This window comes from Actinomadura citrea (genome assembly GCF_013409045.1).
GTDB classification, from domain to species: domain Bacteria; phylum Actinomycetota; class Actinomycetes; order Streptosporangiales; family Streptosporangiaceae; genus Spirillospora; species Spirillospora citrea.
The window spans coordinates 6,014,069-6,040,358 of sequence record NZ_JACCBT010000001.1 but is presented as its reverse complement, the minus strand read 5'-3'; the positions used below and the strand labels follow the sequence as shown (position 1 = coordinate 6,040,358).

Sequence of the window (26,290 nt, the reverse complement as noted above, 5' to 3'; positions counted from 1 at the left end):
GCCGGTCCGGAACGGACCGGGCGGCCGATGATTTTGTCACTCCTGTTAGCAATGGGGTGGGGCAAGTTCTGCTTTTGAGGGGATTGCGAGGCATGTGACCGGCTGGTTGACTGTGACCCCGCTACTCCTGAGTAGATCGTGGGACGCGGGCGGAAGACGGGCGAGGGCGGAAAGCGGCGGCGCTCCGTATTGGCCGGAACACAGGGCGTTGACTCCGGGATCGTGCGGGCGATGTGCGTCCCCCGGAGGGAACTCGGGGTGAAAGGGGACGGGGAAACCCGATCAGTTCTGTGGTCATTCTCTTTGAATTTCTGCCCGTCGGCGTCTCGCCGGACCCGAATCCGGGCGTGAAGCAAACCCCCTGCGACCGGGAAAGCACCGCTTGATGTCCACCGAGTACGTTCCCCTTTCGGCCGCTCAGCAGAGCGTCTGGTACGCGCAGCAGCTGGCGCCGCGAACGCCGATCCACATCGCGCAGTACATCGAGATCGAGGGCGCGGTCGACCACGAGCTGTTCGACCGGGTGGCGCGCATCGCGGCCCATGAGGCGCTGGCGATGAACGCCCGGCTGGCCGAGCGGGACGGGCTTGCGCACCAGGTGCTCGACCCGGACGCGACCGCCACGATCCCGCTCGTGGACCTGTCCGGGGAGCCCGACCCGGACGCCGCCGCGCGGGCGTGGATGCGGCAGGCGATGGCGGAGCCGCTGCCGCTGGACGCCGAGCGCCTGTACTCCACGGCCCTCCTGCGGCTGGCCCCCGGCCTGCACCGCTGGTTCATCCGCGCGCACCACGTGATCCAGGACGCCTACAGCGGATCGATCATCAGCCGCCGCGCCGCCGAGATCTACACGGCGCTGGCGAACGGCGGGGAGTACGTCTCGGCGGAGGCGGGCGACTACCGCCGGGTCCTCGCCGAGGAGGAGGCGTACCGGGCGTCGGAGAAGTTCGAGCGGGACCGCGCCTACTGGACCGAGCGGTTCGCCGACCGGCCCGTCGCGGTGTCGCTGTCGGAGGAGATGGCCGAGCCGACCGCCGACTACCTGAGTCTCATCTCCGTCGTCCCGCCGGATCGGACCGCCGAGCTGGCGGTCGGCGCGCGCCGGCTCCGCACCGCGACGCAGGGCCTGGCGATCGCGGCGACGGCCGCGTACGTGGCGCGGATGACGGGCACCGAGGACGTCGTCCTCGGCCTCGCCGTCACCGGCCGCACGACGCAGATCGCGCTGGACACGCCGGCGATGCTGGCGACGATCCTGCCGCTGCGCGTCCATGTCCGGCCGGACATGACGGTGGACGAGCTGGTCCGCGCGGCGACGCGGGCGAGCGCGCGGGCGCTGCGCCACCAGCACTATCGGCGCGAGGACCTGCTGCGGGACCTGAAACTGCTCGGCGAGCGCCGCCGCCTCCACGGGCCGGTCATCAACATCATGGCGTTCGACTACCGGCTGGACTTCGCGGGCCTGCCGGCGCGGATGCACGCGATCACCACCGGGCCGATCGACGACCTGTCGATCAACATCTACGACAACTTCGACGGCGCCGGCATGCGCGTCGACTTCGAGGCGCACCCGGACCTGTACACCGAGGGCCAGGTCGCCACGCACCTGGACCGGTACATCCGGTTCCTGGGCGCGCTCGCCGACGTCGACCCGGCCACGCCGCTCCGCGAGGTCGAGCTGCTCGACGACGCGGAGCGTTCCCGCGTGCTCGAGGAGTGGAACGACACGGCGGCGCCGGTCGAGCCCGCCGTCGTCCCTGAGCTTTTCGAGGCGCAGGCCGCCCGCACGCCGGACGCCCCGGCCGTCACCCGCGGCGGCACGACCCTCACCTACCGGGAACTGGACGAGCGCGCGAACCGCCTCGCCCGCCACCTGATCGCGCGGGGTGTCGGCGCGGAGGACTTCGTCGCGCTGGCTCTGCCGCGTGACGAGAACCTGGTCGTCGCGGCGCTGGCGGTGCTGAAGGCGGGCGCGGCCTATCAGCCGATCGATCTGGCCTACCCGGCCGACCGTGTCGCCTACATGCTGGAGGACGCGGCTCCGGCCTGCGTCATCACGACGTCCGGCGCCGACCTGCCCGGCACCACCCCGCGCGTCCTGCTGGACGCCCTCGACCTGGCCGAGCACCCGGCGGTGAGCCCGTCCGACGCCGACCGTGTCCGGCCGCTCCGGCCGGGCAACGCCGCCTACGTCATCTACACGTCCGGGTCGACGGGACGCCCCAAGGGCGTCGTCGTCTCCCACGCCAACGCCGTCGACCTGTGCGCCTGGGCGGGGAAGGACTTCGGCCCGGAGCGGCTCGCCCGCGTGCTGTTCTCCACGTCGCTCAACTTCGACGTGTCGGTGTTCGAGTGGCTGACGCCGCTCACGGCGGGCGGCCACATCGAGGTCGTCCGCGACCTGCTGGAGGTCGCCGAGCGCGGCGGCTGGTCCGGGACGCTGATCAGCGGTGTCCCGTCGGCGATGTCCGCGCTGCTGGCCACCGGCGCGCTCACTCTGGACGCGGGGGACGTGGTGCTGGCGGGGGAGGCGCTGCCGGCGCGGCTCGTCCAGGATCTGCGCGCCCTCCTGCCGGACGCGCGGATCTCCAACATCTACGGCCCGACCGAGGCGACCGTCTACGCCGCGGCCTGGTTCGACGACGGCAACGCCGCCGGACACGCCCCGATCGGCGGCCCGATCGCCAACACCCGCGCCTACGTGCTGGACGCGTCCCTGAGGCCCGTTCCGGCGGGCGTGCCCGGCGAGCTGTACCTCGCGGGCGAGGGCCTCGCGCGCGGCTACCTGCGCCGCCCCGGCCTGACCGCCGACCGGTTCGTCGCCTGCCCCTTCGGGGAGCCGGGCGGGCGGATGTACCGGACGGGCGACCTCGTCCGCTGGGACGAGCGGGGCCGGATCGAGTACCTCGGCCGCCTCGACCACCAGGTCAAGGTGCGCGGCTTCCGGATCGAGCCGGGCGAGATCGAGACCGCGCTGTCCGCGCACCCGGCCGTCACGCAGAGTGTGGTCGTCGCGCGCCGGGACAACGCGGGCGACACCGTCCTCGTCGCCTACGTCGTGTCGGACGGGGCGGACCCCGCCGACCTTAAGCGGTTCGTGGCCGCCGTTCTGCCCGAGTACATGGTCCCGTCGGCGATCGTCGTCCTGGACGCGATGCCGCTGAACCCGAACGGCAAGCTCGACCGGGCCGCGCTCCCGGAGCCCGACCTGGCCGCGCCCGCGGGCGGGCGCCGGCCGCGCGACGCCCGCGAGGAGGCGCTGTGCGCCGTGTTCGCCGAGGTCCTCGGCGTCGAGCGGGTGGGCATCGACGACAACTTCTTCGACCTCGGCGGCGACTCCCTCAAGGCGACCCGCGTGGTGTCGCGGGCCCGCGCCGCGCTGGGCGCCGACCTGGGCGTCCGCGCGCTGTTCGAGGCGCCGACCGTCGCCGCGCTCGCCGCCGTGCTCAAGGAGGCCGACGGTGACGCCCGGCCGAGGCTCGTCCCCGCCGAGCGCCCGCCCCTCGTGCCCGTGTCGTACGCGCAGCGGCGGCTGTGGTTCATCCACGACCTCGAAGGCCCGAACGCGACCTACCACATCCCGATCCCGCTGCGGCTGACCGGCGAGCTGGACGTCGCCGCGGTCCGCGCCGCGATGCGCGACATGATGGCGCGCCACGAGGCGCTGCGCACGGTGTTCGTGCAGGTCGAGGGGGAGCCGTACCAGCGGATCCTCACGCCGGACGCGATGGCGCGTGAACCGGAGTTCACCGACCTGTCCCCCTTCCGGGGCGCGGGGGAGGGCACCCCTCCACAGGGAGACGTCACGCCGGAGGACCTCCACGCGGCGGTGTTCGAGGCCGCGACGCGCGGGTTCGACCTGGCCGCCGAGCCGCCCGTCCGCGCGCACGTGTTCCGCCTCGCCGAGGACGACCACCTGCTCCTGCTGGTGATGCACCACATCGCCGGGGACGGCTGGTCGATGGAGCCGCTCGCCGCCGACCTGATCACCGCCTACGCCGCCCGCGCCGCCGGGGACGCGCCGCGCTGGGAGCCGCTGCCCGTCCAGTACGCCGACTACGCCCTCTGGCAGCGGGAGGTCCTCGGCGGCGAGGACGACCCGGGCAGCGTCATCGCCGCGCAGCTGGCCTACTGGCGCGAGGCCCTCGCGGGCCTGCCCGAGGAGCTGGCCCTCCCCGCCGACCGGCCGCGCCCGCCGCGCGCCACCTACCGGGGCGCCCAGCACCCCTTCACGCTCCCGCCCGCCCTGCACGAGGCGCTGGCCGCGCTCGGCCGCGACCACCGCGCCAGCCTGTTCATGGTGCTGCAGGCCGCGCTCGCCGGCCTGTTCACCCGGCTCGGCGCCGGGACGGACGTGCCGATCGGCTCGCCCATCGCGGGCCGCACCGACGAGGCCCTGAACGACCTGGTCGGCGTGTTCGTCAACACGCTCGTCCTGCGCACCGACACCTCGGGGGACCCGACGTTCGCCGAGCTGCTCGCCCGCGTCCGCGAGGCCGACCTCGCCGCGTTCGCCCACCAGGACGTCCCGTTCGAGCGGCTGGTCGAGGTGCTGAACCCGCAGCGGTCGATGGCCCGGCACCCGCTGTTCCAGGCGATGATCTCGATCCAGAACGACCCGTCCGCGCGGGTCGCGCTGCCCGGCCTGACGGTCGCGCTGGAGCCGGTCGACCCGGGCGTGTCCCGCTTCGACCTCGCGCTCCTGGTGGACGAGACGCGGGACGCCTCCGGCGCCCCTGCCGGGATCGCCTGCCGGCTGGAGTACGCGCTCGACCTGTTCGACCCCGAGACCGCCGCGTCGATGGCGGCCCGGCTGGAGCGGCTGCTGGCGCAGGTCGCCGCGGACCCGTCCCTGCCGCTCAGCGCCGTCGACCTGCTGGACGACGCCGAGCGCGACACCCTCCTGCGCGGCTGGAACGCGACCGACCTGCCCGTCGCCCCGGCCGTCGTCCCCGAACTGGTCGAGGCGCAGGCCGCCCGGACGCCCGAGGCGGCCGCCGTGGTCGCGGGCGGGGCGCGGCTCACCTACGCCGAGTTGAACGCCCGCGCGAACCGCCTCGCCCGCCACCTGATCGCGCGGGGTGTCGGCGCGGAGGACTTCGTCGCGCTGGCTCTGCCGCGTGACGAGAACCTGGTCGTCGCGGCGCTGGCGGTGCTGAAGGCGGGCGCGGCCTATCAGCCGATCGATCTGGCCTACCCGGCCGACCGTGTCGCCTACATGCTGGAGGACGCGGCTCCGGCCTGCGTCATCACGACGTCCGGCGCCGACCTGCCCGGCACCACTCCGCGCGTCGAACTCGACGCGCTGTCGCTGGACGGGCTGTGCGGCGACGACGTCACCGACGCCGAACGCGCCCGGCCGCTGCGCCCCGCGAACCCCGCCTACGTCATCTACACGTCCGGGTCGACGGGACGCCCCAAGGGCGTCGTCGTCTCCCACGCCAACGTCGTGGACTTCTGCGCCGAGTCGATGGCGAGCTACGGGCCCGCCCGGATGGCGCGCGTGCTGTTCTCGACGTCGCTGAACTTCGACGTGTCGGTGTTCGAGTGGCTCGTGCCGCTCACCGTCGGCGGCGAGATCGAGGTCGTCCGCGACCTGTTGGAGGTCGCCGAGCGCGGCGGCTGGTCCGGGACGCTCGTCAGCGGCGTGCCGTCCGCGGTGTCGGCGCTGCTGGCGCGCGGCGGTCTGCGGCTGGAGGCGGGGGACGTGGCGCTCGGCGGCGAGGCGCTGCCGCCGCAGCTCGTCCGGGACGTCCGGGCGCTGCTGCCGGACGCCCGCGTCTCCAACATCTACGGCCCCACCGAGGCGACGATCTTCGTCACCGGGTGGTACGACGACGGCAACACCGAGGGCCTGGCGCCGATCGGCCGACCGATGGCCAACACCCGCGCCTACGTGCTGGACGACCGGCTCGGCCCCGTCCCTGTCGGCGTGCCCGGCGAGCTGTACCTCGCGGGCGACGGGCTGGCGCGCGGCTACCTGCGCCGCCCCGGCCTGACCGCCGACCGGTTCGTCGCGTGCCCGTTCGGCGGGCCGGGGGAGCGAATGTACCGGACGGGCGACCTCGTCCGCTGGAACCGCGCCGGCCACATCGAGTACCTCGGCCGCCTCGACCACCAGGTCAAGGTCCGCGGCTTCCGGATCGAGCCGGGCGAGATCGAGACGGCGCTGTCCGCGCACCCCGCCGTCACGCAGAGCGTCGTGCTCGCGCGCCGGGACGCGGTCGGCGACACCGTCCTCGCCGGCTACGTCGTCGGCTCCGCGAGCCCGGCCGAGCTGCGCGCGTTCGTCGCCGGGACGCTGCCGGACTACATGGTCCCCTCCGCGATCGTCGTGCTGGAGGAGATGCCGCTCACCCCGAACGGCAAGCTCGACCGCGCCGCGCTCCCCGAGCCGGACCTCGCCGCCTCCCTCACCGCCCGCGGCCCCCGCGACGCCCGCGAGGAGATCCTCTGCGGGATCTTCGCCGACGTCCTGGGCCTGGAGCGGGTCGGCGTCGACGACGGGTTCTTCGACCACGGCGGCGACTCCCTCAAGGCGACCCGCGTCGTCGCCCGCGCCCGCGCCGCGCTGGACGTGGAGCTGCCGGTCCGGGCGCTGTTCGAGGCCCCGACCGTCGCGGGCCTCGCCGAGTACATCGCCTCCGCCGGAGGCGCCGGGCGCCCCGCGCTGCTGGCGGCCGAGCGCCCCGCCCCGCTGCCGGTGTCGTACGCGCAGGAGCGGCTCTGGTTCCTGAACCGGCTCGAAGGGCTCACCGCCACCTACAACATGCCGATCCCGCTGCGCCTCACCGGCGCGGTCGACCCCGAGGCGATGCGGGACGCGCTGCGCGACGTCGTCGCCCGCCACGAGCCGCTGCGGACGCTGTTCGCCGACGCCGACGGCGAACCGCACCAGGTGATCGTCGCGCCGGACGAGGCCGACCCGCGCCTGACGGTCAGCGAGCCCGCCGACCTGCGCGCCGCCCTCTTCGCGGACGCCACCCGCGGCTTCGACCTGGCGGCCGAGCCACCGGTGCGCGCCCACCTCTACCGGCTCGGCGAGGACGAGCACCTGCTGCTCGTCGTCCTGCACCACATCGCCGGCGACGGCTGGTCGATGGCGCCGCTCGCCCGCGACGTCATCACCGCCTACCTGGCCCGCCGCGACGGCGGCGCCCCCGGCTGGGCGCCGCTGCCCGTCCAGTACGCCGACTACGCGCTCTGGCAGCGCGGCCTGCTCGGCGACGAGCGCGACCCGGCGAGCCTCGCCGCCCGCCAGATCGCCTACTGGAAGGACGCACTCGCCGGGCTGCCCGACCAGATCAGGCTGCCGCACGACCGCCCCCGTCCCGACCGCGCGTCCTACCGGGGCGGCCAGATCGCCTTCGAGGTCCCGGCGGAGCTCGCGGAAGGGCTGCGCGCCCTCGCCCGCGACCACCAGGTCAGCGTGTTCATGGTGCTGCAGGCCGCGCTCGCCGCGCTGCTCACGCGCCTCGGCGCCGGGACGGACGTGCCGATCGGCTCGCCCATCGCCGGCCGCACCGACGAGGCCCTGGACGACCTCGTCGGCGTCTTCGTCAACACGCTGGTGCTGCGCACCGACACCTCCGGCGACCCGTCGCTCGCCGAGCTGCTCGCCCGCGTCCGGGAGACCGACCTCGCCGCCTACGCCCACCAGGACGTCCCCTTCGAGCGGCTCGTCGAGGTGCTCAACCCGGCGCGGTCGCTGGCGCGGCACCCGCTGTTCCAGGTCATGCTGACCCTGCAGAACAACCCCGAGGCGTCGGTCGAGCTGCCGGGCCTGAACGTCGCCGTCGAGCCGGTGGACGCCGGGGTCGCCAAGTTCGACCTGGAGTTCCTCCTGGAGGACGCCCGCGACCGCGCGGGCGGGTACGCGGGGACCCTCGAATACGCCCTCGACCTGTTCGACCGCGAAACCGCCGAGCGGCTCGCCGGCTGGTACCGGCGGACCCTGGAGGCGGCCGTCGCCTCCGGCGGCGCCGTCACCGTCGGCGCCCTCGACCTGCCCGGAGCTCCGCAGGACCTCACCCAGGCCCCGCGGTCGGCGGAGGGTCCGAGCGAGAAGCGCCTCGTCGCGTACGTCGTCGCCGCGCCCGGCCAGACCCTCGACCCCGAGGAGCTGCGCGCCCACCTCCGCGAGAGCCTGCCGGAGTCGATGGTGCCCGCCGCCGTCGTCGTCCTGGACGAGATGCCGCTCACCCCGAACGGCAAGGTCGACGCCAGGGCACTGCCGAAGCCGCAACTGACGATCGCCCCGGCGACCGCGTACCGCACCCCGTCGGGGGAGGCGGAGGAGGCCGTCGCCGCCGTCTTCGCCGACCTGCTCGGCGTGGACCGGGTCGGCGCCGACGACGACTTCTTCGCGCTCGGCGGCAACTCCCTCATCGCGATGCGGGTCGTCAGCCGGGTCCGCCGCGCCCTCGACGTCGAGCTGCCCGTGCGGGCGCTGTTCGAGGCCCCGACCGTCGCGAGCCTCGCCGCCCTGCTCGGCCGCGGCGCCGCGCCCGTGCGCCCCGCGCTGGAGCCGCGCGAGCGCCCGGGCGTGATCCCCCCGTCCTACGCCCAGCAGCGGCTCTGGTTCCTCAGCCGGTTCGAGGGGCCGTCCGCCACCTACAACATGCCGACCGCCCTGCGCATCCGCGGCCCGCTGGATGTGGACGCGCTCCGCGCCGCCGTCGGAGACCTCGTCGAACGGCACGAGTCGCTCCGCACGATCCTGCCCGACAGCGGGGGAGTGCCGCGCCAGCTCATCCTGGACGCGGCCGCGGCGCGGCCCGAGCTGGAGATCGCCGACACCACCGAGGCGGAGCTGCCGGCGCGGCTCGCGATGGCCGCCGGATACGCCTTCGACATCTCCGCCGAGCCGCCGCTGCGCACCCACCTGTTCCGGGTCGGGCCGCGGGAGCACGTCGCGCTGCTGCTCATGCACCACATCGGCGGCGACGGCTGGTCGATGGCGCCGCTCGCCCGCGACTTCATCACCGCCTACGCGGCCCGCGCCGGCGGCACGGCCCCGGAATGGGCGCCGCTGCCCGTCCAGTACGCCGACTACACGCTCTGGCAGCAGGACCTGTTCGGTTCCGAGGACGATCCCGGCAGCCTGATCTCGCAGCAGATCGCGTACTGGCGCGAGGCGCTGGCGGGGCTGCCGGAGGAGCTGCCGCTGCCCGCCGACCGGCCGCGCCCCGCGCAGTCGTCCTACCGGGGCGGGACGGCCCGCTTCCGGCTCGGCGCCGAGGTCCGCGGGCGCCTGCAGAAGATCGCACAGGAGACCGGCGCCAGCCCGTTCATGGTCGCCCAGGCCGCGTTCGCGGCGCTGCTCACGCGGCTCGGCGCGGGGACGGACGTGCCGATCGGCTCGCCGATCGCGGGCCGGACCGACGAGGCTCTGGACGATCTGGTCGGCATGTTCGTCAACATGCTCGTCTTCCGCACCGACACCTCGGGCGACCCGTCGTTCCGGGAGCTGGTGGGACGGGTGAAGGAGACCGACCTCGCCGCCTACGCGCACCAGGACGTCCCGTTCGAGCGGCTCGTCGAGGTGCTCAACCCGCCCCGCCACCTGGCCCGCCACCCGCTGTTCCAGGTCGGGCTGACGTTCCAGAACAACCCGGAGGCGCGGCTGGAGATGCCCGGGTTCAGCGCCGAGCTGGAACCGCTCACCTCCGCAGTGTCCCGATTCGACCTGCTGATGATCCTCACCGAGCGGGAGGACGGATTCGACGGCGAGCTGGAGTACGCGCTCGACCTCTACGACCCGGCCACCGCGCGCGGCCTCGTCGAGCGGTTCGAGCGGTACCTGGAGTCGCTGCTCGCCGAACCCGACGCCCCCATCGGCGCCGCCGACGTCCTGTCGCCGCGGGAACGCTCGCTGGTCCTCGGCGACTGGGCGGGCGGCTCCGCGCGCCCCGCCGAGCGGTCCACGATCCCCGCGCTGTTCGAGGAGCAGGCGGCGGTTCGTCCGGGTGCGGTGGCGGTGTCGTTCGAGGGTGTGTCGTGGACGTACGGCGAGGTGAACGCGCGGGCGAATCGTCTGGCTCGGCGGCTGGTCGAGCGGGGTGTGGGGCCTGAGCGGTTCGTGGCGCTTGCTCTGCCGCGTTCGGCGGAGCTGGTGGTGGCGATCCTCGGGGTGTTGAAGGCGGGGGCGGCCTACGTTCCGATCGATCCGGACTATCCGGAGGACCGGATCGCCTACATGGTCGAGGACGCCCGCCCGGTTGTGACCCTGCGCCCGGAGGATCTCACCGATCTGGACGCGGCCGGGTACGACGACACCGATCTCGGCATCGCGATCTCCCCGGATCATCCGGCGTACGTCATCTACACGTCGGGTTCGACGGGGCGTCCCAAGGGTGTGGTGGTGCCGCATCAGAACGTGGTGCGGTTGCTGCGTTCGACGGAGGGGTGGTTCGACTTCGGTCCGGGTGATGTGTGGACGCTTTTCCACTCCTACGCTTTCGACTTCTCGGTCTGGGAGCTGTGGGGTTCGCTGCTGTACGGCGGCAGGCTCGTCGTCGTTCCCTATCTGACCTCGCGGTCGCCCGAGGACTTCCTCGCCCTGCTCGCCGCCGAGAAGGTCACGGTCCTCAACCAGACACCGTCGGCGTTCTACCAGCTGATGGCGGCCGACAGGCAGAACCCGGGCAGTGACCTGGCCCTGCGCTACATCGTCTTCGGCGGTGAGGCACTCGACCTCGGCCGCCTGGAGGACTGGTACTCCAGGCACGACGAGGACGCGCCGGTCCTGGTCAACATGTACGGGATCACCGAGACAACGGTTCACGTCTCGTATGTGGCTCTGGACCGCGCCTACGCGGCGAACACGCCCGGCAGCGTCATCGGCGCCGGCATCCCCGACTTGCGCGTCTACGTACTGGACGGCCGTCTCCAGCCCGTCGCGCCAGGCGTCGTCGGCGAGCTGTACGTCGCGGGTCCCGGTCTGGCGCGCGGCTATCTGAACCGTCCAGGCCTGTCCGCGGAGCGGTTCGTCGCCGACCCGTTCGGCGAGCCCGGTACCCGCATGTACCGGACGGGCGACCTCGGTCGCTGGCGCCCTGACGGAACCCTCGACTACCTCGGCCGCAGCGACCAGCAGGTGCAGCTGCGCGGCTTCCGCATCGAGCTCGGCGAGGTCGAGTCGGCCCTGGTCCGGCACGGCGCGGTCACCGACGCCGCCGTGATCGTCCGGGACGACCGCCTCGTCGCCTACGTCGCGGGCAGCGGAGTCGACACCGCCGACCTGCGCCGGTTCGTGGGCGGGCACCTGCCGGACTACATGGTTCCGGCGGTGGTGGTGGAGGTGGACGCGCTGCCGCTGACCTCCAACGGCAAGCTGGACCGCGGGGCGCTGCCCGCGCCGGACTTTTCGGCGAAGGTGTCGTCGCGGGCGCCGCGCACGGAGCGGGAGGAGACACTCGCGCGGTTGTTCGCCGAGGTCCTCGGCCTGGAACGGGTCGGGATCGACGACGGGTTCTTCGACCTGGGCGGCGACTCCATCATCGCGATCCAGCTCGTCTCACGCGCCCGCCAGTCCGGCCTGGTCATCACTCCCCGCGAGGTCTTCCAGCACCAGACCGTCGAAGAACTCGCCGCCACCGCCACACCGGTCGGCGAAGGCGAGGAGATCGAAGCGGAGGCGCCGGGTGCCGGGGTCGGCCCCGTCCCCATCACCCCGATCATCGCCTGGCTGCGCGACCGGGCGGACGGCGACGCGTCGCTCATCAGCGGCTTCCACCAGGCGATGCTGCTGCGCACCCCGCCCGGCCTCGGCACGGAGCGGCTGACCGCCGCGCTGGCGACCCTGCTCGACCACCACGACGTCCTGCGCCTCCGCCTGGACGCCGACGGCGGCCGGTGGCAGCCGGTCGTCCGCCCGCCGGGTTCGGCCGACGCCGCCGCCCTCCTCACCCGCGTCGACGTCGCGGGCCTGGACGGCGACAAGGTCCAGGCCGTCGTCGCCGAGCAGGCCGCCGCCGCCCGCGACCGCCTCGACCCGGCCGCCGGGACGGTCGCGCAGCTCGTCTGGTTCGACGCGGACCGCGAGCAGGGGCGCCTCCTCGTCGTCCTGCACCACCTGGTCGTGGACGGCGTGACCTGGCGCATCCTGCTCCCCGACCTCGTCACCGCCTGGGCCGGGGGAGAGCTCCAGCCGGTCGGGACGTCCTTCCGCCGCTGGGCGCAGAAGCTCACCGCCGCCGAGCGGGGCGGGCAGGACCTGGAGGACTGGCTCGACATCGTCGACGGCCCGCCGGACGGGCTCGCTGACCGACCGCTCGACCCGCGCGCGGACATCGCGGCCCGCGCCCGCTCGCTCACCCTCGACCTGCCCGCCGACGTCACGGGGCCGCTGCTCACCGACGTGCCCGCCGCGTTCCACGGGCGCGCCAACGACGTGCTGCTCACCGGCCTCGCCGTCGCCGTCGCCCAGTGGCGCAGGCGCCGCGGCGGGCGCGGCACCGGCGTGCTGGTCGACCTGGAGGGCCACGGCCGCGAGGACTCCGTGCCGGGCGTGGACGTCTCGCGCACGGCCGGCTGGTTCACCTCGATCCACCCCGTCCGGCTGGACGCGGGCGGCGCGACCGGCGGCGCGGCCGTCAAGAAGGTGAAGGAGCAGCTGCGCGCCGTCCCGGACGTCCTCGGCTACGGGCTGCTGCGCCACGTGGACGGGGACGAGGAGCTGGCCGAGGTCCCGCCCGCGCAGATCGCGTTCAACTACCTCGGCCGGGTCGCGGACGGCGGCGACGGAGGCGACTGGACGCTCGCCCCGGAGGAGCTGCCGGCCGGGGAGGACCCCCGCATGCCGATGGCGCACGCGCTGGAGGTCAACGCCCTCACCCGGGACCTGCCCGCGGGCCCGGTGCTGTCGGCGACCTGGACGTGGCCCGGCGGGCTGCTGGACTCCGCCGACGTCCGGGAGCTGGCCGAGGGCTGGTTCGCGGCGCTGCGCGGCCTCGTCGCGGACGTCGCCGGCGGCGCGGCCGGCGGATTCACCCCGTCCGACCTGCTGGTGGACCTGGACCAGGGCGAGATCGACAAGCTGCAGACCGCGTGGAGGCAGAAGAAGTGAACCGGGGCGACCTCGAGGACATCCTGCCGCTGTCGCCGCTGCAGCAGGGCTTCTTCTTCCACGCCCTCTTCGACGCCGGCGACGGCGACGTCTACACGGCCCAGTTCGTCCTGGACCTGGAGGGCCCCCTCGACGTCGCCGCGCTGCGGACCGCCGCCGCGACGCTGCTGCGCCGCCACCCCAACCTGCGCGCCGCGTTCTGGCACGAGGACCTGTCGCGGCCCGTGCAGGTCGTGCCGCGCACCGTCGAGCTGCCGTGGGAGGAGGTCACCGCCGCCGGCGCCGAGGCCGACGCCGTCGTGCTGCGGGAACGGGCGCGCGGCTTCGACATGACCGCGCCGCCGCTGCTGCGGTTCGTCCTCGTCCGCACGGGCCCTGAGAGCCACCGCCTGATCTTCACCAACCACCACATCCTGCTGGACGGCTGGTCCACGCCGATCATGGCGACCGAGCTGTTCCTGCTGTACATGCAGGGCGGCCACGACGCGGGGATGCCGCGCGTCACCCCCTACAAGAACTACCTGGCCTGGCTCTCCCAACAGGACCGCGACGCCGCCGAGGACGCCTGGCGCCGCGCCCTGGACGGCGTCGGGGAGCCCAGCCTCGTCGCCCCCGCGGCCGCCGCCCGCGCCCCCGAACCCCCCGAGCGCACGATCACCGGGCTGGACGAGCGCACCACCCGCCGCCTCACCCGCGCCGCGCGCCGCCACGGCGTCACGCTGAGCACCGTCCTGCAGGGCGCCTGGGGACTCGTCCTCGGACGGTTCCTCGGCACGGGCGACGTGGTGTTCGGCGCGACCGTGTCCGGCCGTCCCCCCGAGCTGCCGGGCGTCGAGCAGATGATCGGGCTGTTCATCAACACGCTGCCGGTCCGCGTCCGGTACCGGCTGGACGAGCCGCTCGGCGCGCTGATGGAGCGGCTGCAGGACGAGCAGACCGAACTCCTCGCCCATCACCATCTCGGCCTCACCGACATCCAGCGGGCGGCGGGCCACGGCGGCGCGCTGTTCGACACGATGACGGTGCTGGAGAACTACCCGTTCGACCCGTCCTCGATGGACGGCCCCCTCAACGGCGTCCGCATCGCCGCGGCCGACTCCTACGACGCCACCCACTTCCCCCTGTCGTTCGTCGCCGTCCCCGGCGAGAGCCTCTCGCTCCGCCTGCACTACCGGCCCGACGTCTTCGAGGCGCCCACCGTCGAGGCGCTGCTCGCCCGCGTCCGCCGCTTCCTGGAGGCGTTCGCCGAGGACGCGGACCAGGTGATCGGCGCGGTGGACCTCGCCGGCGACGCCGATCGGGCGGCCCTCGCCGCCTGGAACGACACCGCCGCCGACGTCCCGTCCGGCACCCTCCCGGCCCTGTTCGAGGCGCAGGCCGCCCGCACCCCGGACGACACCGCCCTCGTCTGCGGCGAGGCCCGGCTGACCTACGCCGACCTGAACGCGCGCGCCAACCGCCTCGCCCACGAGCTGATCGCCCGGGGCGTCGGCCCCGAGGACCGCGTCGCGCTCGTCCTGCCGCGCACTCCCGAGATCGTCGTCGCGATCCTCGGCGTCCTGAAGGCCGGCGCCGCGTACGTGCCGGTCGACCCCGAGTACCCGGCCGATCGCATCGCCTCCACGCTCGACGACTGCCGCCCGGCGCTGACCATCACCGCCGGCGACTTCCCGGACGCCGCCGGACGGCCCTCCCACGACCCCTCCGACGGCGAGCGGATCCGGAGCCTCCGGGCGGACAACGCCGCCTACGTCATCTACACGTCGGGATCCACCGGGCGCCCCAAGGGCGTGACCGTCCCGCACGTGGCCGTGCTCAACTACTTCGAGGCGCACCGGGACGCGTTCTTCGACCCTGCGATCGAGGCAGCCGGTGGCCGCCGGATGCGGTTCGCCCACCTGGCGTCGTTCTCGTTCGACACGTCCTGGATGGGCCTGCTGTGGATGACGTACGGCCACGAGCTGCACCTCATCGACGACGAGACCCGCCGCGACGTGGAGGCCTACACCGCGTACGTGGCGCGCGCGCGGATCGACCTGGTGAACACCACCCCGTCGCACTTCACCTCGCTCCGCGAGGCCGGCCTCCTGGACGCCGACGGCCGGCACCTGCCCTCGCAGCTCCTCCTCGGCGGCGAGGCGATCAGCGAGAACCTGTGGACGGAGCTGCGCGCGGTCCCCGGGCTCACCACGCGCAACTTCTACGGGCCCACCGAGTCGACCATCGACACCATGAACGCGGTGGTCGCCCGCAGCGGGCGCCCGACCGTCGGCGCCCCCTACCGGAACACCCGGACCTACGTGCTGGACCGCGCGCTCCAGCCCGTCCCGGCCGGCGTCCCCGGCGAGCTGTACCTCGCGGGCGTGCAGCTCGCGCGCGGCTACCACGACCGGCCCGGCCTGTCCGCCGAGCGGTTCGTCGCCGACCCGTTCGGCGCGCCCGGCGAGCGCATGTACCGCACCGGTGACCTCGGCCGGTGGCGGCCGGACGGGACGGTGGAGTACCTCGGCCGCGCCGACGACCAGGTCAAGATCCGCGGCTTCCGGGTGGAGCCAGGCGAGATCGAGAACGTTCTCGCCGGATGCCCGGGCGTCGCGCGGGCCGCCGTCGTCGTCCGCGAGGACCGGCCGGGCGACCGGCGCCTCGCCGCCTACCTCGTCGGGCCGGACGTCGACGCCGCCGCCGTCCGGCGGTACGCGGCCGAGCGGCTGCCCGACCACATGGTCCCCTCGTTCACCGTCCTGGAGGCGCTGCCGCTCAACGTGAACGGCAAGCTCGACCGGGCCGCGCTGCCCGCCCCCGACGCCGGCGCCGCCGGCCGCGCGCCGCGCTCGCCGCAGGAGGAGATCCTCTGCGGGCTGTTCGCCGAGATCCTCGGCGTGCCGAGGGCCGGCGTCGACGACGGCTTCTTCGACCTCGGCGGCGACTCCCTCACCGCGACCCGCCTCGTCAGCCGGATCCGGTCCGCGCTCGGCGCCGAGCTGCCCGTCCGGGCGCTGTTCGAGGCGCCGACCGTCGCGGGCCTCGCCGAGCGGCTCGCCGAGGCCTCCGGTGACGTCCGCCCGCCGCTGGTCCGGGCCCAGCGTCCGGACGTCGTCCCGCTGTCGTACGCGCAGCAGCGGCTCTGGTTCCTCAACCGGTTCGAGGGCGCCCCCGCGACGTTCAACATGCCGATCGCGCTGCGCCTGGACGGCGCCCTCGACCTCGCCGCGCTGCGCGCCGCGCTGGCCGACGTCGTGGCGCGCCACGAGCCGCTTCGCACGATCTTCCCCGACCGGTCCGGAACCGCCCGCCAGCTCGTCCTGGGCGCGGCCGACGCCCGCCCCCGCCTCGACGTCGCGGAGGTGGAGGAGAGCGCGCTGCCGGCGGCGCTGGCCGCGACGGTCGGACAGGGCTTCGACCTGTCGGTGGAGCCGCCGCTGCGGGCCCGCCTGTTCGCGCTCGGCGGCGGCACGCACGTCCTCATGCTCGTCCTGCACCACATCGCGGCGGACGGCTGGTCGATGGCGCCGCTCGCCCGCGACGTGATCCTCGCCTACGCGGCCCGAGCGGAGGGCCGCGAGCCGGAGTGGGCGCCGCTGCCCGTCCAGTACGCCGACTACACGCTCTGGCAGCGCGAGCTGTTCGGTTCCGAGGACGATCCCGGCAGCCTGATCTCGCAGCAGATCGCGTACTGGCGCGAGGCGCTGGCGGGGCTGCCGGAGGAGCTGCCGCTGCCCGCCGACCGGCCGCGCCCGGCGGAGGCGTCCTACCGGGGCGGGGCGCACGGGTTCGAGCTGGACGCCGAACTCCACGCCGAGCTCCTGGCCCTCGCCCGGCAGAGCGGCGCGAGCCTCTTCATGGTCATGCAGGCCGCGTTCGCGGCGCTGCTCACGCGGCTCGGCGCGGGGACGGACGTGCCGATCGGCTCGCCGATCGCGGGCCGGACCGACGAGGCTCTGGACGATCTGGTCGGCATGTTCGTCAACATGCTCGTCCTGCGCACCGACACCTCAGGGGACCCGTCGTTCCGGGAGCTGGTGGGACGGGTGAAGGAGACCGACCTCGCCGCCTACGCGCACCAGGACCTGCCGTTCGAGCGGCTCGTCGAGGTGCTCAACCCGCCCCGGTCGATGGCGCGGCACCCGCTGTTCCAGGTCGTCCTGTCGTTCCAGAACAACCCCGAGGCGCGGCTCGAACTGGACGGCCTGACCGGCGGCGCCGAGCCCCTGGCGGCGGGCGCCGCCAAGTACGACCTCTCCCTCTACCTGGAGGAGCGGCACGGCGGCGACGGCGCGCCCGCCGGCATCGAGGCCGGACTCGAATACGCCCTCGACCTCTTCGACCCCGCCACCGCCCAGGCGATCGCCCGCCGGTTCGAGCGCCTCGTCCGCGAACTCGTCGCCGACCCCGACGCGCCCATCACCACCGCCGAGATCCTCGACCGCGGCGAACGGCGCACCCTGCTGCGCCGCTGGGCGGGCGGAAAGGGCGGCGACGTCCCGCGCACGACGATCCCCGCGCTGTTCGAGGAGCAGGCGGCGGTTCGTCCGGGTGCGGTGGCGGTGTCGTTCGAGGGTGTGTCGTGGACGTACGGGGAGGTGAACGCGCGGGCGAATCGTCTGGCTCGGCGGCTGGTCGAGCGGGGTGTGGGGCCTGAGCGGTTCGTGGCGCTTGCTCTGCCGCGTTCGGCGGAGCTGGTGGTGGCGATCCTCGGGGTGTTGAAGGCGGGGGCGGCCTACGTTCCTCTCCTTCCGGACTATCCGGAGGACCGGATCGCCTTCATGGTGGAGGATGCCCGCGCCGTCCTGACCTTGCGCCCGGAGGACCTGGAGGGTTTGGACGACCCGAGCGTTCCCGCGACCGATCTCGGTGTCGTCATCGACCCCGACCATCCGGCGTACGTCATCTACACGTCGGGTTCGACGGGGCGTCCCAAGGGTGTGGTGGTTCCGCATCAGAACGTGGTGCGGTTGCTGCGTTCGACGGAGGGGTGGTTCGACTTCGGTCCGGGTGATGTGTGGACGCTTTTCCACTCCTACGCTTTCGACTTCTCGGTCTGGGAGCTGTGGGGTTCGCTGCTGTACGGCGGCAGGCTCGTCGTCGTTCCCTATCTGACCTCGCGGTCGCCCGAGGACTTCCTCGCCCTGCTCGCCGCCGAGAAGGTCACGGTCCTCAACCAGACACCGTCGGCGTTCTACCAGCTGATGGCGGCCGACAGGCAGAACCCGGGCAGTGACCTGGCCCTGCGCTACATCGTCTTCGGCGGTGAGGCACTCGACCTCGGCCGCCTGGAGGACTGGTACTCCAGGCACGACGAGGACGCGCCGGTCCTGGTCAACATGTACGGGATCACCGAGACAACGGTTCACGTCTCGTATGTGGCTCTGGACCGCGCCTACGCGGCGAACACGCCCGGCAGCGTCATCGGCGCCGGCATCCCCGACTTGCGCGTCTACGTACTGGACGGCCGTCTCCAGCCCGTCGCGCCAGGCGTCGTCGGCGAGCTGTACGTCGCGGGTCCCGGTCTGGCGCGCGGCTATCTGAACCGTCCAGGCCTGTCCGCGGAGCGGTTCGTCGCCGACCCGTTCGGCGAGCCCGGTACCCGCATGTACCGGACGGGCGACCTCGGTCGCTGGCGCCCTGACGGAACCCTCGACTACCTCGGCCGCAGCGACCAGCAGGTGCAGCTGCGCGGCTTCCGCATCGAGCTCGGCGAGGTCGAGTCGGCCCTGGTCCGGCACGGCGCGGTCACCGACGCCGCCGTGATCGTCCGGGACGACCGCCTCGTCGCCTACGTCGTCGCGTCCGGCGCCGGCACCGCCGACACCGCCGAGCTCCGCCGGTTCGCCGCGAAGGAGCTGCCGGACTACATGGTTCCGGCGGTGGTGGTGGAGGTGGACGCGCTGCCGCTGACCTCCAACGGCAAGCTGGACCGCGGGGCGCTGCCCGCGCCGGACTTTTCGGCGAAGGTGTCGTCGCGGGCGCCGCGCACGGAGCGGGAGGAGACGCTCGCGCGGTTGTTCGCCGAGGTCCTCGGCCTGGAACGGGTCGGGATCGACGACGGGTTCTTCGACCTGGGCGGCGACTCCATCATCGCGATCCAGCTCGTCTCACGCGCCCGCCAGTCCGGCCTGGTCATCACTCCCCGCGAGGTCTTCCAGCACCAGACCGTCGAAGAACTCGCCGCCACCGCCACACCGGTCGGCGAAGGCGAACAGACCGAGGTGGAGGCGCCGGGCGCGGGAATCGGCCGCATCCCCGCCACCCCCATCATGCGCTGGTTCCAGGAGCTGCACGGCCCCGTCGACGGCTACAGCCAGCGCATGCTGCTCCAGGTGCCGCCCGGCCTCGGCGTCGAGAGGCTGACCGGCGCGCTCCAGACCGTCCTGGACCACCACGACATGCTCCGCCTCCGCGTGGCCGACGCCGAGTTCGAGGTCACCGAGCCCGGCACCGTCGACGCCGCGCCCCTCGTCCGCCGCGTCGACGTCGCCGGCCTGGGCGCCGGAGACCTGCGCGCCGTGCTCGCCGCCGAGGCGGAGACCGCCCGCCGCGGCCTCGACCCGGCCGCCGGGACCATGGCGCGGCTCGTCTGGTTCGACGCGGGCCCCGCCGCGTCCGGACGCCTCCTGCTCACCCTCCACCACCTGGCCGTGGACGGCGTCTCCTGGCGGATCCTCCTGCCGGACCTGGTCACGGCCTGGGCCGGGGGAGACCTCGACCCCGTCCCGACCTCGTTCCGGCGCTGGGCGCAGCGCCTCGCCGCCGAGGCGTCCGACCCCGCCCGGACCGCGGAGCTGCCGCTCTGGGACGACATCCTCGCCACCCCCGACCCGGCGCTCGGCTCCCGCCCGCTGGACCCGGCCACCGACACGTTCGGGACGGCGGGGCACCTCACGCTCGACCTGCCCGCCGACGTGACCGGGCCGCTGCTCACCGAGGTCCCCGCCGCGTTCCACGGGCGGGTCAACGACGTGCTGCTCACCGGCCTGGCCCTCGCCGTCGCCGAATGGCGGCACGAACGCGGCGCCTGCGACGAGACCGCCGTCCTGGTCGACCTCGAAGGGCACGGCCGCGAGGAGATCGTCCCCGGCGCCGACCTGTCCCGCACCGCCGGATGGTTCACCACGATCCACCCGGTGCGGCTCGACCCCGGGCGGCTGTCGCCGGCCGACGTCCGCGAGGGCGGCCAGGCCGTCGGCACCGCCCTCAAGCGGGTCAAGGAGCAGCTGCGCGAGATCCCCGACAACGGCATCGGGTACGGGCTGCTCCGCTACCGGGGCCCCGTCGTCCGCGCCGGCGCCCACCCGCAGATCGCGTTCAACTACCTCGGCCGCTCCGCCGCGCCCGAGGCGACCGACTGGGGACCCGCGGACCAGGCCGACTCCGACGCCCTCGGCGCGGGGCAGGACGCCGCGCTCGGCCTCGTCCACGCCATCGAGGTCAACGCGCACACCCGCGACCTGCCCGGCGGTCCCGAGCTGTCCGCGACGTGGACGTGGGCGGGCGGCCTCTTCGACGCCGCCGCGATCGAGGATCTGGCCGAGCGCTGGTACGCGGCCCTGCGCGGCCTCGTCGCGCACGTCGTGGACGGCGCCGCCGACGGGCCCGTCGGCGGGTTCACCCCGTCCGACCTGTCCCTGGTGGACGTCAGCCAGGAGGAGATCGACGAGCTCGCCGCCGAGCTCGACGGCGAATGGGAGCTGGATTGAGCACGTCGCAGCTTGAGGACATCCTCCCGCTGTCCCCGCTACAGCAGGGCCTGTTCTTCCACGCGCTCCACGACTCGGGCCGCGACGTCTACACCGCGCAGATCGTGTTCGACCTGCGCGGCCCTCTCGACGCCGGCGCGCTCCGCGCCGCCGCCGCGACCCTCCTGCGCCGCCACGCCAACCTGCGCGCCGGGTTCCGGCAGCGCAAGGAGGGCTCGCCCGTCCAGGTGGTCCACCGCGCGGTCCGGCTCCCGTGGCAGGACGAGGATCTGTCGGCCCTGCCCGAGGCGGAGCGCGAGGCGAAGGCGCGCGAGCTGGCCGAGGCCGAGCGCGCCCGGCCCTTCGACATGACGAGGCCGCCGCTGCTGCGCTTCCTGCTCATCAGGCTGGCGGACGGCCTCCACCGCATGGTGTTCACCAACCACCACATCCTGCTGGACGGCTGGTCCACGCCCGTCCTGCAGACCGAGCTGTTCGCGCTCTACCTCGCCAAGGGCGACGACACCGGGATGCCGCGCGTCGCCCCCTACAAGAACTACCTGGCCTGGCTCGCCGCGCAGGACCGCGCCGCCGCCGAGGACGCCTGGCGCCGCTCGCTCGACGGCGTGCACGAGCCCACCCTCGTGGCCCCGGGCGCGCCCGAGCCCGGCGCCGGTACCCCCGGAAGCGTCCGGACCCGGCTCACCGAGGGCCTCACCTCCGCGCTCGCCGCGCGGGCCCGCGCCCAGGGCGTCACCCTCAACACCGTCCTGCAGCTGGCGTGGGGCACGCTGCTCGGCCGCCTCACCGGCTCGGCCGACGTGGTGTTCGGCGCCGCGGTCTCCGGCCGGCCCCCGGAGCTGCCCGGCGTCGAGCAGATGATCGGCCTGTTCATCAACACGCTGCCGATCCGCGTCCGCGTCCGGCCCGCCGACACGGTCGCCGGGGCGCTGACGCGGCTCCAGGACGAGCAGGCCGCGCTGATGCCGCACCACCACCTCGGCCTGTCCGACATCCAGCGCCTCACCGGCGCCGGGACGCTGTTCGACACCATGACCGTCCTGGAGAACTACCCGTTCGACCCGGACGCCGCCGGCACCGACCTCGGCGGCCTCACCCTCCACGACGTCGACGGCCACGACGCCTCCCACTATCCGCTCACCTTCGCCGCCGTCCCGGGCCGCGGCCTGTCGCTGCGCATCGACCACCGCACCGACCTGTTCACCGGCGAGGACGCCGCCCGCCTGATGCGCCGGTTCGTCCGCATCCTGGAGGCCGTCGCCTACCGGCCCGACCTGCCGCTCGGCCGCATCGAGGTCCTGGACGAGGAGGAGCGCGCCCGCGTCCTCGCGGCCTGGCAGGGCCCGGCGACCGGCCGCCGCCCGCAGACCCTCACCGCCCGCTTCGCCGAGCAGCGGGCGAGGACCCCGGACGCCGTCGCCGTCCGGGCCGCGGGGGAGTCGTTGACCTACGCCGAGCTCGACGCCCGCGCGAACCGGCTGGCGCACCGCCTCGCCGGCCTCGGCGTCGGCCGGGACACCCCGGTCGCGGTGCTCCTCGAAAGATCTGCCGACATCGCCGTGGTCTCCCTGGCGATTCTCAAGGCGGGCGGAGCCTACGCGCCGATCCACCACGGCTACCCGCCCGAGCGGATGGCCTGGGCGGTCGCGGAGGTCGCCGCGCCCGTGCTCGTCGTCAACACGCCGATGCGCGACCGCGTCGCCGCCCTCGGCACCGCCGTGCGGATCCTCGTCGTGGACGACGACCCCGAGATCGGCGCCCAGCCCGCGGCCGCCCCGGCCGTCGAATGCCACCCGGAGCAGCTCGCCTGCGTGCTGTTCACCTCCGGCTCCACGGGCGTGCCCAAGGGCGTCATGCTGCGGCACCGCGACGCGGTCGACCTCGCCGCCGACGGCCGGCTCCGGGGCGGGGCGCACGACCGCGTCCTGGTCCACTCCCCGCACGCGTTCGACGCGTCGGTCTACGAGCTGTGGACGCCGCTGCTGCACGGCGGGACGGCCGTCGTCGCGCCGCCCGGCCACCTGACCGGCGAGGCCCTCGAAGAGATCATCGCCGCCGAGGAGCTGACCGGCCTGTTCCTCACCACCACCCTGTTCAACCTCGTCGCCGACGAGCGGCCGCGGGCGTTCGCGCGGCTCCGCGAGGTCCTCACCGGCGGGGAGGCGGGCTCTCCCGCCGCGATCCGCAAGGTGCTCGCCGCGTGCCCGGACACCGAGGTCGGCAACGTCTACGGGCCCACCGAGGCGACCACCTACACCACCATCGCCGGGCAGCGGGCGCCGCTCGACGACCCCTCCGAGACGTCCGCCGTGCTGGGCCGCCCCATCGACGACGTGCGCGTGTACGTGCTGGACCAGGGGCTGCGCCCCGTCCCGCCCGGCACCGCGGGCGAGGCCTACATCGCGGGCGCCGGGCTCGGCCGCGGCTACCTGCGGCGGCCCTCGCTCACCGCCGAACGCTACGTCGCCGACCCGTTCGGCGCGCCCGGCGACCGCATGTACCGCACCGGCGACCTCGTCCGGTGGCGGCCGGACGGCACCCTCGAATACCTCGACCGCGCCGACCTCCAGGTCAAGGTCCGCGGGTTCCGGATCGAGCTCGGCGAGATCGAGGCCGCCATCGCGGCGCACCCGGCCGTCGCCAACATCGCCGTCGTCGCCCGCGAGGACGCCCCCGGGACCAGGGCCCTCGTCGCCTACGTCATCGCCCCGGACCTGCCCGCCGCCGGGCACGGCCTGCGCGAGTTCGTCAGGGAGCGGCTGCCCGAGTACATGGTGCCGGCCGCGTTCGTCCTGCTCGACACGTTCCCCGTCGGGCCGAACGGCAAGCTCGACCGGCGCGCCCTCCCCGCCCCCGACTACGGCGAGGCCGCCGCCGGTCGCGACCCCCGCACCCCCGAGGAGGAGCGCCTCTGCGGGATCGTCGCGGACGTCCTCGGCATCGACCGCGTCGGCGCCGACGTCAGCTTCTTCGACCTCGGCGGCGACAGCATCGCCGCGCTCAAGCTCGCCACGCGGGCCCGGCGGGCCGGCGTCGAGCTCACCCCCCGCGACGTGTTCACCCACCAGACCGTCGAGGCGATGACCAGGGTCGGCGACCCGGAGGACCGGCTCGGCTTCGAGGTGCTGCTGCCCATCCGCACGTCCGGGACCCGGCCGCCGCTGTTCCTCGTCCACCCCGCCGGCGGCCTGGCCTGGGGCTACCTGCAGTTCCAGCGGCACCTCGGCACCGACCAGCCGATCTACGGGCTGCAGGCCCGCGCGTTCACCCGGGCCCGGCTGCCGGAGTCCATCGGGGAGATGGCGGCCGACTACCTGGAGCAGATCCGGGCCGTCCAGCCGTCCGGCCCCTACCACCTCGCGGGCTGGTCGCTCGGCGGGCTCGTCGCCTACGAGATGGCCCTGCGGCTGCAGGCCGCCGGGGAGCGGGTCGCCCTGCTCGCCCTCATCGACGCCTACCACGGTCAGGACCTCGAAACGGAGCGCCGCGAGATCCTCCCCGAGCTGCTGGAGGCGATCGGCGTGGACGCGCGGATGGTCGCCGAGGACGGCGACCCCGATCTGGCGCAGATCATGGCGGTGCTCGCCGAGCGCGACGACGCGCTCGCCACCCTCGGCGAGGAGGACCTCGTCAACGTCTACCGCAACTACGAGAACGGGCTCCGCCAGGCGGAGGAGTACCGGCCCGGACGGTACCGCGGAGACGTCGTGTTCTTCACCGCGCTCCGCGGCCGCACCGCGGACTCGCCCACCGGCCGCTCCAACTGGGGACCGCTCGTCGACGGCGGGATCGAGGACTACCCCCTCGACGTCGACCACCACCTGCTCATGGAGCCGGGCCCGGCCGCCGAGATGGGGGCCGTGCTGGCCGCCAGACTCGACAAACTGCACGCGCCACTCCAAGCCGCCAGAGCCACGGAAAGGGATGACCGATGACCAACCCCTTCGAGGACCCCGAGGGCACCTACCTCGTCCTCGTCAACGACGAGGGCCAGCACTCGCTGTGGCCGTCCTTCGCCGAGGTCCCCGCCGGCTGGACGGTGGCCAAGGACGAGGACACCCGCCAGGCGTGCCTCGACTTCGTCAACGAGAACTGGACGGACATGCGGCCGAAGAGCCTCATCGAGGCCATGGGTGAGTGAGGCGGGCTGGAGGCCGCCTCCGGAGACCGCGCATCTGCGGGTCCCCTCGGTCACCGAGTGGGAGATGGAGATGCGGGACGCCGCCGACCTGCGTCCCGCGCCGCTGCCGGGCGTCGAGATGACGTTCACCCTCGCCGGGCTGCCGTCCCCCGACGTCAACCGCGCCCTCTACGCGACCGTCGGCGCCCGCGTCTGCTGGACCGACCGCTTCCCGTGGACGTACGAGCAGTGGCGGGCCTGGGTGGAGCGGCCGGAGCTGTCGACGTGGATCGCCATGGCCGAGGGCACCATCGCCGGCTTCTTCGAGATCGAGGCGCAGCCCGGCGGCGACACCGAGATCCACCTGGTCGGCCTCACCCCCGCGTTCGTCGGGCGCGGCTACGGCGGCTACCTCGTCGAGCAGTGCACCCGCCGCGCCTGGCAGCGCGGCGAGCTGTGGGCCCTCAGCGGCGGGCCCGCGACGCGGGTGTGGCTGCGCACCAGCAGCCTCGACCACCCGAACGCCATCGCCAACTACCGGCGGCGGGGCTTTAAGGTGGCGGCGGAGAGCACCGCGTCGAAGCTCGTGCCGGACCCGCGGGTCGCGCCGTGGCCGCTGCCGCGCGACCCCCGCGCGGCGTCGCGCCGGCACGAGGAGGAGGAGTTGATCACGTGACCTGGTTCCGCTGCCCCGAGACGCGCCCCTGGGCGTCGATGCGGCTGTTCTGCCTGCCGCACGCGGGCGGGTCGGCGGTGTTCTACCGGCCGTGGGCCAAGCGGGCCGGCCCGGCCGTCGAGGTGCAGGCCGTCCAGTACCCGGGGCGCGCCGACCGGATGGCGGACGCGTTCGTCACCGACGCCCGCCAGCTCGCCCGCCTCATCGCCGGGGCGATGGCGCCGCTGATGGACCGCCCCGCCGCGCTGTTCGGGCACAGCATGGGCGCCGTCCTCGCCTACGAGGTGGCGCGGCTGCTGGAGGAGCGGGGCACCGCCCCGGTGCACGTGTTCGCCTCCGGGGCCCGCCCGCCCGACGACCGGGGCGACGAGCACCTCCGCCACAAGGACGACGACGGCCTCGTCGCCGAGCTGGTGCGGCTCGGGGGGACCGACGCCGAGCTGCTGGCGGAGCCGGAGCTGCGCGAGCTCGTCCTGCCGTACGTCCGCAACGACTTCACGCTGATCGAGGAGTACGCCCACCGGCCCGAGCCGCCGCTGACCGTCCCGGTCACCGCGATCATCGGGGACGCCGACCCGCACGTGGACGAGGAGCTGGCCCGCGGCTGGGAGCGCGCCACCCGCGGGCGGTTCGCGCTCCGGGTGCTGCCCGGCGGGCACTTCTACCTGGCCGACCAGCAGCCCGCCGTGCTCGCCGAGGTCCTGCGGACGCTGGAGGTCCCGGCCGTCTGA

The 26,290-nt window shown here is 74.2% G+C and carries 6 protein-coding genes; all 6 read left to right on the top strand.

What is annotated here, in order from left to right:
* Positions 1 to 385: 385 nt before the first annotated feature.
* From BJ999_RS27885 to BJ999_RS27860, 6 genes are read left to right on the top strand one after another with little or no spacing between them, the layout of a single operon-like run.
* Entirely contained in the window at positions 386 to 13,069 is a 12,684-nt protein-coding gene (locus BJ999_RS27885; RefSeq protein ID WP_179836012.1) for a non-ribosomal peptide synthetase, read from the top strand.
* Entirely contained in the window at positions 13,051 to 20,763 is a 7,713-nt protein-coding gene (locus BJ999_RS27880; protein ID WP_338070786.1) for an amino acid adenylation domain-containing protein, read from the top strand. The genes BJ999_RS27885 and BJ999_RS27880 overlap by 19 nt, the downstream gene beginning before the upstream one ends.
* Positions 20,760 to 24,698: an amino acid adenylation domain-containing protein gene (locus BJ999_RS27875; protein WP_229810526.1), complete on the top strand. Its 3,939-nt coding sequence runs from the start codon at positions 20,760 to 20,762 to the stop codon at positions 24,696 to 24,698. The genes BJ999_RS27880 and BJ999_RS27875 overlap by 4 nt, the downstream gene beginning before the upstream one ends.
* Entirely contained in the window at positions 24,695 to 24,904 is a 210-nt protein-coding gene (locus BJ999_RS27870; RefSeq protein WP_089315257.1) for an MbtH family protein, read from the top strand. Before BJ999_RS27875 ends, BJ999_RS27870 begins: the two co-directional genes overlap by 4 nt.
* Complete coding sequence (locus BJ999_RS27865) at positions 24,897 to 25,559, top strand: GNAT family N-acetyltransferase (RefSeq protein ID WP_229810525.1); 663 nt, start codon at positions 24,897 to 24,899, stop codon at positions 25,557 to 25,559. The genes BJ999_RS27870 and BJ999_RS27865 overlap by 8 nt, the downstream gene beginning before the upstream one ends.
* A complete protein-coding gene (locus BJ999_RS27860; RefSeq protein WP_179836010.1) occupies positions 25,556 to 26,290 on the top strand; it encodes a thioesterase II family protein in 735 nt (244 codons plus the stop codon). The genes BJ999_RS27865 and BJ999_RS27860 overlap by 4 nt, the downstream gene beginning before the upstream one ends.

Excerpts from the sequence above, each read along its gene's own strand:
- BJ999_RS27885 (WP_179836012.1), top strand. The coding sequence starts at position 386 with ATGTCCACCGAGTACGTTCCCCTTTCGGCCGCTCAGCAGAGCGTCTGG.
- BJ999_RS27870 (WP_089315257.1), top strand. The coding sequence starts at position 24,695 with ATGACCAACCCCTTCGAGGACCCCGAGGGCACCTACCTCGTCCTCGTC.